Genomic DNA, 11,536 nt, shown 5'->3' on the forward strand with positions numbered 1-11,536 from the left:
CTTGACCTTTTGGACGTTGGCGCCTAGAGTTCGTTCGAGTATCTCGGATATCGGAACATTTCGTCCCGATTAGAACGATCACAACCTGGAGACATTCCATGAGCCAGACCCAGACGCTGACCGACGGCCGCACGATTCCGAGCGGCCCGACCAAGATGACCCCCTCCGAAGCCTTCGTCGAAACCCTGGTGTCCAATGGTGTCACCGACATGTTCGGCATCATGGGCTCGGCCTTCATGGACGCGATGGACATCTTCGCGCCGGCCGGCATCCGGCTGATTCCGGTGGTGCACGAGCAGGGCGCGGGCCACATGGCCGACGGCTACTCGCGGGTGTCGGGTCGCCACGGCGTGGTGATCGGGCAGAACGGCCCGGGCATCTCGAACTGCGTGACCTCGATCGCGGCGGCGTACTGGGCGCACAGCCCGGTGGTGATCATCACCCCGGAGACGGGCACGATGGGCATGGGCCTGGGCGGCTTCCAGGAATGCAACCAGCTGCCGATGTTCCAGGAGTTCACCAAGTACCAGGGCCACGTCACCCACCCGGCGCGCATGGCCGAGTACACCGGCCGCTGCTTCGACCGCGCGCTGAGCGAGATGGGCCCGACGCAGCTGAACATTCCGCGCGACTACTTCTACGGCGAGATCACCTGCGAGATCCCCAAGCCCCAGCGCCTGGAGCGCGGCGCGGGCGGCGAGCAAAGCCTCAATGAAGCGGCCGAGCTGCTGGCCAAGGCCAAGTTCCCGGTGATCATCTCGGGCGGCGGCGTGGTGATGGCCGACGCGGTCGAGGAGTGCAAGGCGCTGGCCGAGCGCCTGGGCGCGCCGGTGGTCAACAGCTACCTGCACAACGACTCGTTCCCGGCGAGCCACCCGCTGTGGTGCGGCCCGCTGGGCTACCAGGGCTCGAAGGCGGCGATGAAGCTGATCAGCCAGGCCGACGTGGTGGTGGCGCTGGGTTCGCGCCTGGGGCCCTTCGGCACGCTGCCGCAGCACGGCATGGACTACTGGCCGAAGACCGCGAAGATCATCCAGATCGACGCGGACAACAAGATGCTGGGTCTGGTGAAGAAGATCTCGGTGGGCATCTGCGGCGACGCCAAGGCGGCGGCGGTGGCGCTGACGGCGCGTCTGGCCAATCGTGCGCTCGACTGCGACGCGACCAAGGGCGAGCGTGCGGCGAAGATCGCCGCCGAGAAGGCCGCGTGGGAGAAGGAGCTCGACGAGTGGACGCACGAGCGCGACCCGTTCAGCCTGGACATGATCGAGGAGAACGCCAAGGAGAAGCCGTTCTCGGGCGGCGAGTACCTGCACCCGCGCCAGGTGCTGCGCGAGCTCGAGAAGGCGATGCCCGAAGACGTGATGGTGTCGACCGACATCGGCAACATCAACTCGGTGGCCAACAGCTACCTGCGCTTCGAGAAGCCGCGCAGCTTCTTCGCGGCGATGAGCTTCGGCAACTGCGGCTACGCGTTCCCGACCATCATCGGCGCCAAGGTGGCCGCGCCGCACCGTCCGGCGGTGTCGTACGCCGGTGACGGCGCGTGGGGCATGAGCCTGATGGAGACGATGACCTGCGTGCGCCACAACATTCCGGTGACCGCGGTGGTGTTCCACAACCGTCAGTGGGGCGCGGAGAAGAAGAACCAGGTGGACTTCTACAACCGCCGCTTCGTGGCCGGTGAGCTGGACAACCAGAGCTTTGCCGAGATCGCGCGTGCGATGGGCGCCGAGGGCATCACGGTGGATCGTCTGGAGGACGTGGGTCCGGCGCTGAAGAAGGCGATCGACCTGCAGATGAACCACGGCAAGACGACGATCATCGAGATCATGTGCACGCGCGAGCTGGGCGACCCGTTCCGTCGTGACGCGCTCTCCAAGCCGGTGCGCTTCCTGGAGAAGTACAAGGACTACGTCTGAGCGCTCCGGGGTTCCGAACCCCCGCCGCGCCCGGCTTCGGCCCGGGCGCGGCGGGTTTCTTCCTCGTACCTGCAGTCCCTGACAACCAGAACCGGATCGCGCCGCCCATGAACGCCCAGACCAAATCCCTGCCCGTGCCGATGCTTGCCGAAGTCCGCAGGCTGCTGCCCGGATTCATGCTGTGCAGCGTGATCGGCATCACCGCCGCCTTCGTGTCCGAGCACTACGGCGGCCCCAAATTCCTCTATGCGCTGCTGATCGGCATCGCCTTCCATTTTCTCTCCGACAACGACAAGTGCATTCCGGGCATCGAGTTCTCGGCGAAGAAGCTCGTCCGCCTCGGTGTCGCCCTGCTGGGGGCGCGGATCGCCTTCAGCGACGTGTCCGACCTCGGCCTGGCCGGTGTCGGCGCGCTGGCCGGTGCCGTGGTGCTGACGATCGGCTTCGGCCTGCTGATGGCGCGCATCCTCGGCCTGCCGTCCATGCTCGGCCTGCTCTCGGGCGGCGCCACCGGGATCTGCGGCATCTCCGCGGCGATGGCGATCTCGGCCACGCTGCCGCAGACCAAGGAGAACGAGCACTACACCCTGCTCACCGCGATCGGTGTGGCGACCTTCTCGACCGCGGCCATGATCCTCTACCCGCTGGTGGTGACCGCCGGCGGGCTATCGGTGGGCGAGGCCGGGATGTTCCTCGGCGGCTCGATCCATGACGTCGCCCAGGTGGTGGGCGCCGCCTTCATGATCTCGCCCGCGGTCGGCGATGCGGCCACGCTGGCCAAGATGTTCCGCGTCGCCATGCTGGTGCCGGTGGTGATGGTGCTCGCGCTGAGCTTCCGCGCCGAGGCCGCGAAGGTCGGCGGCGCCGGCGGCAAGAAGGCGCCGCTGCTGCCCTTCTTCCTGGTCGCCTTCGCCGGGCTGGTGGTGATCAACAGCCTGGGCTGGATTCCGGCGCAGGTGGTCGAGGTGAGCTCGGACGTGTCGCGCTGGTGCCTGGTGATCTCGATTGCAGCGCTCGGGGTGAAGACCTCGTTCGAAAAGCTGGCTGCGCTGGGCTGGAAGCCGATCGTGCTGCTGTCGAGCGAGACGCTGTTCATCGCCTTCTACATGCTTGCGATCGTGTTCCTGACGCGCCTGCTGTCCGCCTGACCTTCGCTCCAAGGAGAGCCCATGAACGCCAACGAAAAATTCATCGCCGCCACGGCCCATGTGGACGCGGCCGCGATCGCCCCGCTGCCCAACTCGCGCAAGATCTACGTCGAGGGCTCGCGCCCGGACATCCGCGTGCCGATGCGCGAGATCACCCAGGCCGACACCCCGGCCTCCTTCGGCGCCGAGCCCAACCCGCCGATCTTCGTCTACGACTGCTCCGGCCCCTACACCGACCCGGCGGCGAAGATCGACATCCGCTCGGGCCTCCCCGCGCTGCGCCAGCAATGGATCGAGGCGCGCGGCGACACCGAGGTGCTGCCCGGCCTGTCCTCCGAGTACGGCCGCGCCCGCGCCGCCGACACAGCGCTCGACGAGCTGCGCTTCCCTGGCCTGCACCGCGCCCCGCGCCGCGCCAAGGCGGGCGCCAATGTCACGCAGATGCACTACGCCCGGCGCGGCATCATCACCCCCGAGATGGAATACATCGCCATCCGCGAGAACCTGAACCGCGAGCGCTACATCGAATCGCTGCGTGCCACCGGCCCCAAGGGCCAGAAGATGGCCGACATGATGCTGCGCCAGCACCCGGGCCAGAGCTTCGGCGCCAGCCTGCCGGCGACGATCACGCCCGAGTTCGTGCGTGACGAGATCGCCCGTGGCCGCGCCATCATCCCCAACAACATCAACCACCCCGAGAGCGAGCCGATGATCATCGGCCGCAACTTCCTCACCAAGATCAACGCCAACATCGGCAACTCGGCCGTCACCTCCAGCATCGCCGAGGAAGTCGACAAGATGACCTGGGCGATCCGCTGGGGCGGCGACACGGTGATGGATCTGTCCACCGGCAAGAACATCCACGAGACCCGCGAGTGGATCATCCGCAACTCGCCGGTGCCGATCGGCACGGTGCCGATCTACCAGGCTCTGGAAAAGGTCAATGGCAAGGCCGAGGACCTCACCTGGGAGATCTTCCGCGACACCCTGATCGAGCAGGCCGAGCAGGGCGTGGACTACTTCACCATCCACGCCGGCGTGCTGCTGCGCTACGTGCCGCTGACCGCCAACCGCATGACCGGCATCGTCTCGCGCGGCGGCTCGATCATGGCCAAGTGGTGCCTGGCGCACCACAAGGAGAGCTTCCTCTACACCCATTTCGAGGACATCTGCGAAATCATGAAGGCCTACGACGTGGCCTTCAGCCTCGGTGACGGCCTGCGCCCGGGCTCGATCTACGACGCCAACGACGAGGCGCAGCTGGGTGAATTGAAAACCCTGGGCGAGCTCACCGACATCGCCTGGCGCCACGACGTGCAGGTCATGATCGAGGGCCCCGGCCACGTGCCGCTGCACCTGATCAAGGAGAACATGGACCTGCAGCTCGAGTGGTGCAAGGAAGCGCCCTTCTACACCCTGGGCCCGCTCACCACCGACATCGCCCCGGGCTACGACCACATCACCAGCGGCATCGGCGCGGCCACCATCGGCTGGTACGGCACCGCGATGCTGTGCTACGTGACGCCCAAGGAGCACCTGGGCCTGCCCAACAAGCAGGACGTCAAGGAAGGCATCATCACCTACAAGCTCGCCGCCCACGCCGCCGACCTCGCCAAGGGTCACCCGGGCGCGCAGATCCGCGACAACGCGCTCTCGAAGGCGCGCTTCGAGTTTCGCTGGGAAGACCAGTTCAACCTCGGCCTCGACCCGGACAAGGCGAAGGAATTCCACGACGAGACCCTGCCCAAGGATTCCGCCAAGGTGGCGCACTTCTGCTCGATGTGCGGCCCGCACTTCTGCTCGATGAAGATCACCCAGGACGTGCGCGACTTCGCCGCGAGCCAGGGCATCGACGAAGCCGACGCGCTCAAGAAGGGCATGGAGGTGAAGGCGGTGGAATTCGTCAAGAGTGGCGCGGATCTTTACCGGACGGTGTGACGACGATGACGACGACAGTGACGTTCAACGGGGAAACCCAGACCCTGCAGCACCGCATGACGGTGCGCGACATGCTCGAGCGCATGGGGCTCGCCGGCAAGCGCGTGGCGGTGGAGCGCAACGGCCGCGTGGTGCCGCGCGCCGAGCACGGCGACATCCTGCTGTTCGACGGCGATCGGCTGGAAGTGATCGCCGCGGTCGGCGGCGGCTGAGGCGCGGGCGCGAAAGCTTGAGACCAACCAGGAGACAGCAATGAACGATCCATTGATAATCGCCGGGAAGCGCTATGCCTCGCGCCTGCTCGTGGGCACCGGCAAGTACCGGGACTTCGAGGAAACGCGCGCCGCGGTCGAGGAAAGCGGGGCCGAGATCGTCACCGTGGCCATCCGCCGCACGAACATCGGCCAGCACGCCGGCGAGCCCAGCCTGCTCGACTACCTTCCGCCCTCGCGCTACACCTACCTGCCCAACACGGCGGGCTGCTACACGGCCGAGGACGCGGTGCGCACCCTGCGGCTGGCGCGCGAGCTGCTGGATGGGCACGCGCTGGTCAAGCTCGAGGTGCTGGGCGACCCGCAGAACCTGTACCCCAACATGCCCGAGACCTTGAAGGCGGCCGAGACCCTGGTGCGCGAAGGCTTCGAGGTCATGGTGTATTGCTCGGACGACCCGATCCAGGCGCGCATGCTCGAGGACATCGGCTGCGTCGCGGTGATGCCGCTGGCCTCGATCATCGGCTCGGGCATGGGCATCCTCAACCCGTGGAACCTGAGGCTGATCATCGACAAGGCACGGGTGCCGGTGCTGGTCGATGCCGGCGTCGGCACCGCCTCGGATGCGGCGATCGCGATGGAGCTCGGCTGCGACGCGGTGCTGATGAACTCGGCGATCTCCCATGCGCGCAATCCGGTGTTGATGGCCAGCGCGATGAAGAAGGCCGTGCAGGCCGGGCGCGAGGCCCATCTTGCCGGGCGCATGCCGCGCAAGCTATACATGGCCGAACCTTCCTCTCCGACCGAGGGCTTGCTGACGGCGCTTGCCGCGTGAGGGTTCGCGGCCGGGCCGCGGCGGCGTCGGCTGGCAAAGGACGATCATGAGCAGCAAGATGAGCGGGACGATGTGGAAACAGTTCTTTCAGCGCTGGGCCGGGAACGGCCTCAGCCTGCAGGGGCAGATCCGCCAGATGCTGGTGTCGGCCATCCTCGACGGCCAGTTGCCGCTCGAGCTCCCGATCCCGTCGAGCCGGGAGATGGCGACGCAGCTCGACGTCGCGCGCAACACCGTGGTGATCGCCTACCAGCAACTGGTGGACGAGGGCTACCTCGTATCGCGCGAGCGCAAGGGCTACTTCGTCAATCCGAACATCCTCGCCGGCCGGGTGGCGCCCCCCGAGACGCAGGCGGAGGCGGTCGGGCATTCTCCGGAGTGGTCGCGCCGATTCCGCTTCCGGCCGACGCTCCAGCGCAACATCCGCAAGCGCGCGGACTGGCAGCGCTTTCCCTATCCGTTCGTGTACGGGCAGTTCGATGCCGGCCTGTTTCCGACCGCGGACTGGCGCGAGTGCTGCATGAAGACCCTGAGCGTGCTCGAGATCAGCGAGTGGGCCCAGGACATGATCCTGCGCGACGACGACTCGCTGGTGCAGCAGATCCGCACGCGGGTGCTGCCGCGGCGCGGCGTGTGGGCCAACGACGACGAGATCGTGATCACGGTCGGCACCCAGCAGGCGCTCTACCTGCTGGCCGACCTGCTGGTCAGCGCCGACACCCCGGTGGGCATGGAGAACCCCGGCTACCCGGACGCGCGCAACATCTTCAGCAGCCGCAGCGAGCGCATCGTCGACCTCAAGGTCGATGAAGGCGGCCTCGTCGTCGACGCCGCGCTGGGCGGTTGCGACTACGTGTATGTGACGCCCAGTCACCAGTGCCCCACCACCGTGACGATGCCGCTCGAGCGGCGGGAAGCCCTGCTGCGCATGGCCGACGAGGCCGACTTCATCCTCATCGAGGACGACTACGAGAGCGAGAACCGGGCCGAGGGCGAGGCGATCCCCGCGCTCAAGAGCCTGGACCGCAGCGGCCGCGTGATCTACATCGGCAGCCTGTCGAAGACGCTGGCGCCGGGGGTGCGGCTGGGCTACGTGGTTGGCCCCGCGGAGGTCATCCGCGAGCTGCGTGGCGTCCGTCGCCTCAACCTGCGCCATCCCACCGCCTACATGCAGCGCGTGTTCGCGCTCTTTCTCTCGCTTGGGCACTACGACGCGCTCCTGCGCCGGCTCTCCCACGCCCATCAGGAGCGCGCGCGGGTCCTGGCCGCGGAACTCGAGGCACGCCTGCCGGAGCTGCGCCCGGTGCCGATTTCGGGCGGCTCGTCGTGCTGGGTCGAAGGGCCGGCCTGGCTCGACGCCGAGGCGCTCGCGCTGGCGGCCGAGTCCCATGGCGTACTGATCGAGCCTGGCAGCGTCTTCTTCAGCGCCTCCACCCCGACCCGGAACTGCCTGCGTCTGGGCTTTTCCGCAATTGCCACCGAGCGCATCGGCGAGGGGGTCGAGCGCCTGGCTGCCGCCTTGCGCGAGCTCGCGCCCCGGGGCTGAGGGTCGGCGTCGGGCCGATTGCTACGCGCTTGCCGCCGCAAGTGCGGCAGTCCCACGGAGAGCGCCCTGCAACGAGTCCGCAGGCATCGCCGGCACGGCCGCGCGGTCTGGACCAGCCCCGTTCCCGCTGGACCAAACGATTCTAGCCAAGTGGATCTAAGCCATTAATCCAGCGATGTCTATGATAAGGATCATGAATTAGCGAGGTTCGCCGGCTGGCGGCGAGCACCGACCTCCAACCCTTTGAGGAGACCCGCATGAGTCAACCCACAGTAGCGTTCCTGCAGGCCTTTGGCGACGCCTGGAACCGTCACGATATCGAGGCCCTGATGAGCATGATGGACGACGACTGCGTCTTCCATGCGGTTGCCGGTCCCGACCTGATGGGCAAGAGCTTCGTCGGTCGCGACGAGGTTCGCGCCGGTTTCGAACTTGCCTGGAAGACCTTCCCTGACGCCGCCTGGCTGGATGGCGATCATTTCGTCGTCGGCGACCGTGGCGTCTCCGAGACCACCTTCTGCGGCACCAAGGCCGACGGTACCCGCATCGAGGCGCGCATGGTGGATGTCTTCACCTTCCGCAACGGCAAGATCGCCATCAAGAACGCCTTCCGCAAGGATCGTCCGCCGGTTTCCGGCGCCTGATCCCGCGCACGCACGTCGAGGAGCCTGACCATGGAAGCCGCAACCTTGAAGCAGTCCTTTGCCGGCGGTGGGGCCACCGAGCCCACCGCGCCCTACGATCCGGCCTACGATCCGCTGGTATCGGCCACGCCCGGCCACGGTCGTCAGTACGCGCCGACCTACTGGATCGGCACCGCCGGCGAGCCGCCCGAGGACGACGGCCCGATCACCCACGACATCGACGTGGATGTGGCCATCATCGGTTCGGGCTTCACCGGGCTGACCACGGCGATCTTCCTGGCGCAGGAGTACGGCATCAAGGCCACCGTGCTCGAGGCCAACCGCACCGCCTGGGGCTGCAGCGTGCGCAACGGCGGGCAGGCGCAGTGCGCCTCCGGCCGGCTCAAGCGCTCGCAGTGGATCGAGCGCTGGGGCCTGGACACCGCCCTGAAGATGCATCAGGAATGCATCGACGGCATGGAGAACTTCAAGGAGCTGATCAAGGACATCGACTGCGATCCGCAGCCCGGCGGTCACCTCTACATCGCGCACCGCGACAAGGTCATGCCGGCGCTCGAGAAGGAAGCCAAGCTGCTGCGCGAGACCTTCAAGTACAACGCCCGCATCCTCGACGCCGCGACCGTACGTCGCGAGTACGTCGACGACAAGGAAGCCTGCGGCGCGATGCACGAGCCCGAGGGTATCGGCATCCACGCCGGCAAGCTCGCCTTCGGCTACCTGAAGAAGGCGCGCGCGCTCGGCGCCAAGGTGCACCCGGCCAGCCCGGTGCAGGGCTGGGAGACGCGCAACGGCGTGCATTACCTGCGCACGCCCGGCGGCATCGTGCGCGCGCGTGCGGTCGGCGTGGCCACCGGTGGCTACACTTCCAACAGCCTGCATCCCGAGCTGAAGAACCGCCTGCTGCCGATCCTCTCGAACTCGATCGTCACCCGGCCGCTGACCCAGGCGGAGATCGATGCCTGCAACTTCCGCACGACCCAGGTCATCACCGACACCCGGATCCTGCGCCACTACTACCGCCTGATGCCGGACAACCGTGTCCAGATCGGCAGCCGCAGCGCGATCACCGGTCAGGATGCGCCGCAGAAGAAGTACGAGGACTTCCTCATCCGCGACCTGCACCGCAAGTTCCCGGCGCTCGAAGGCATCAAGATCGACTACTCGTGGTGGGGTTGGGTGGACGTGAGCCACGACATGATGCCGCGCATCTTCCAGCCGGACCCCGCGCAGACGATCTACTACGCCCTCGGCTACGGCGGCAACGGCGTCATGTATTCCGCGCAGGCCGGTCGCCGGCTGGCGCAATGGATCGCCGGCAAGGGCAAGGAGCTCGATCTGCCGATCTTCAAGTCCAAGCTGCCGTTCCCCAACGTCCGCGAGATGGTGGAGTCGCAGGCTTTCGCGCCCTTCCGTCGCTTCGGCCAGTGGTGGCTCTACCGCTGGTACAACCTCAAGGACGAGGTGCTCTGATTCTTCGACGGCATCCCGGTTCGGCGCCCGGGGTGCCGCTTGCACACCAGCCGATCCCACCCGAAGCACAATCCCAATAGCTTTCGAGCGATAGAGGAGACGACCATGAAATTCAGGAAGAACGTACTCGTATCGATGTTCGCCGCAGCCAGCCTGGCGTTCACCGCCCCGGCGGCGCTGGCCGACACCTTCAAGATGGCGATCGGCGATGCCGCCGGCGGCACGCAGTGGGAGCTCGGTACCAGCTTCGCCAAGGCCTTCAGCGAGAAGACCGGCGGCAAGCACAAGGTCGACCTGTTCCCGAACGGCCAGCTCGGCGACGAGCAGGACACCGTCAACAACGCCTCGATGGGCCTGCTGGACTTCTCCATCCTCGCCATCAACAACGTCACCCCGTTCTCGCCGACGGTGGGCGTACTGACCCTGCCCTACGTGATCCAGAGCGCCGAGGATGCGAAGAAGCTGACTCAGGGCGAGATCGGCAAGGAGCTCACCGAGAACACCATCCGCGACGCCGGCGTGCGCATCGTGGGCTGGGCGTACTCGGGCTTCCGCGTGCTGACCAACTCCAAGAAGCCGGTGACGACGCTGGACGACCTCAAGGGCCTGGTGATCCGTGTGCCCAAGAACGAGATCATGATCGCGACCTACCAGGCCTGGGGCGTCAACCCGACCCCGATGTCGTGGGCCGAGACCTTCACCGCCCTGCAGCAGCGCGTCGTCGATGGCCAGGACAACCCGTACATCACGGTGTCGGCGATGAAGTTCAACGAGGTGCAGAAGTACATCACCAACATCCGCTACATCTTCTCGCTCGAGCCGCTGATCATCAGCGAGCAGGTGTTCCAGGCGCAGAAGCCCGATGTGCAGAAGGCGATCCTCGAGGCCGGTCGCGAGGCCTCCGAGCATAGCTACAAGTACCTGCTCGAGACCGAGGAGAAGATCCGCGCCGAGCTGACGGCCAAGGGCATGGAGATCTCCGACCCGGCCAACGGCGAGAAGGAGTGGATCGAGAAGGCGACCACGACCGTGTGGCCGAAGTTCTACAAGAGCATCGGCGGCAAGGACAAGCTCGACGCCGCGCTCAAGTCGCTCGGCCGCTGAGCCCCGGAGGGCCGCGCTCCCGTCCCGGAGCGCGGCCCGGCCTGCCAGGCCCAGAGTTCTCCTTCAAAACCCCAACATGCGCGGGTCCGCCCCGCCCGCCACGCCGCTCCGGCGTAGCGCGGCTCAGGCCCCGGGGCCGCGCAGCTCCGTCCGGGAGAGATCGCCATGTCGGCCAAACGCGCCATCCTCAAGTTCATCTCCAACGCAGAGGAGTATTTCTGCGAAGCGCTGCTGGCGTTGTTCGTCGTGCTGCTCTTTGCCCAGATCCTGCTGCGCCAGTTCTTCCAGTACTCGATCCCCTGGGGCGAGGAGGTGGCGACCTACATGTTCGTGTGGTTCGCCTATCTCGGCGCGGTGGTGGCGGCCAAGATGTCCGCGCACAACCGGGTCGCCTTCCAGTTCCGCTTCTTCCCGCCCATCGTCAAGAAGGTCAGCGAGGCGCTCGCCGACCTGCTTTGGGTCGGCTTCAACCTCTATTTCGTGTGGCTGAGCTACGACTTCGTGTTCAACCGCATGAACCTGTTCTGGAAGTCGCAGACCACCGGGATCCCGATGAAGTACTTCTACATGATCCTGCCGGTCGCCTTCCTGCTGATGTCGATCCGCATCCTGTGGAACAACTACCTCACCCTGTTCAAGGGCGTCGAGATCCTCGATCCCGAGGCGGAAGAAATCGAAAACATCAAGCGCGCTGCCGCCTCCGCGGCAAAGAGCTGA

10 protein-coding genes are annotated in these 11,536 nt (G+C 66.5%); all 10 read left to right on the top strand.

Translation table 11 applies throughout. From position 1 onward, the window contains the following. The first annotated feature begins 98 nt into the window (after positions 1 to 98). The 10 genes from xsc to AAG895_RS02215 all read left to right on the top strand — a co-directional run bounded on the left by xsc (position 99) and on the right by AAG895_RS02215 (position 11,536). Positions 99 to 1,922 (top strand): sulfoacetaldehyde acetyltransferase, encoded by a 1,824-nt coding sequence (gene xsc, locus AAG895_RS02170; RefSeq protein ID WP_345793909.1) that lies wholly within the window; start codon positions 99 to 101, stop codon positions 1,920 to 1,922. A 107-nt stretch (positions 1,923 to 2,029) separates the two neighbouring features. Beyond that, positions 2,030 to 3,070, top strand: coding sequence for a putative sulfate exporter family transporter (locus AAG895_RS02175; RefSeq protein WP_345793930.1), 1,041 nt, complete (start codon positions 2,030 to 2,032; stop codon positions 3,068 to 3,070). A 21-nt stretch (positions 3,071 to 3,091) separates the two neighbouring features. After that, positions 3,092 to 5,008, top strand: coding sequence for a phosphomethylpyrimidine synthase ThiC (thiC, locus tag AAG895_RS02180; RefSeq protein WP_345793931.1), 1,917 nt, complete (start codon positions 3,092 to 3,094; stop codon positions 5,006 to 5,008). Positions 5,009 to 5,013: 5 nt separating this feature from the next. Further along, positions 5,014 to 5,220, top strand: coding sequence for a sulfur carrier protein ThiS (gene thiS, locus AAG895_RS02185; RefSeq protein ID WP_345793932.1), 207 nt, complete (start codon positions 5,014 to 5,016; stop codon positions 5,218 to 5,220). Between the two features lie 40 nt (positions 5,221 to 5,260). Beyond that, entirely contained in the window at positions 5,261 to 6,055 is a 795-nt protein-coding gene (locus tag AAG895_RS02190) for a thiazole synthase (protein WP_345793933.1), read from the top strand. A 46-nt stretch (positions 6,056 to 6,101) separates the two neighbouring features. Then, positions 6,102 to 7,601 (top strand): PLP-dependent aminotransferase family protein, encoded by a 1,500-nt coding sequence (locus AAG895_RS02195; RefSeq protein ID WP_345793934.1) that lies wholly within the window; start codon positions 6,102 to 6,104, stop codon positions 7,599 to 7,601. Between the two features lie 257 nt (positions 7,602 to 7,858). Then, complete coding sequence (locus AAG895_RS02200; protein ID WP_345793935.1) at positions 7,859 to 8,245, top strand: nuclear transport factor 2 family protein; 387 nt, start codon at positions 7,859 to 7,861, stop codon at positions 8,243 to 8,245. A 30-nt stretch (positions 8,246 to 8,275) separates the two neighbouring features. After that, entirely contained in the window at positions 8,276 to 9,715 is a 1,440-nt protein-coding gene (locus AAG895_RS02205; protein ID WP_345793936.1) for an FAD-binding oxidoreductase, read from the top strand. 105 nt (positions 9,716 to 9,820) lie between these two features. Further along, on the top strand, positions 9,821 to 10,819 hold the full coding sequence (locus AAG895_RS02210; RefSeq protein ID WP_345793937.1) for a TRAP transporter substrate-binding protein: 999 nt from the start codon (positions 9,821 to 9,823) through the stop codon (positions 10,817 to 10,819). 165 nt (positions 10,820 to 10,984) lie between these two features. Next, complete coding sequence (locus AAG895_RS02215) at positions 10,985 to 11,536, top strand: TRAP transporter small permease (protein ID WP_048707649.1); 552 nt, start codon at positions 10,985 to 10,987, stop codon at positions 11,534 to 11,536.

The organism is Thauera sp. JM12B12, assembly GCF_039614725.1.
GTDB lineage: Bacteria > Pseudomonadota > Gammaproteobacteria > Burkholderiales > Rhodocyclaceae > Thauera.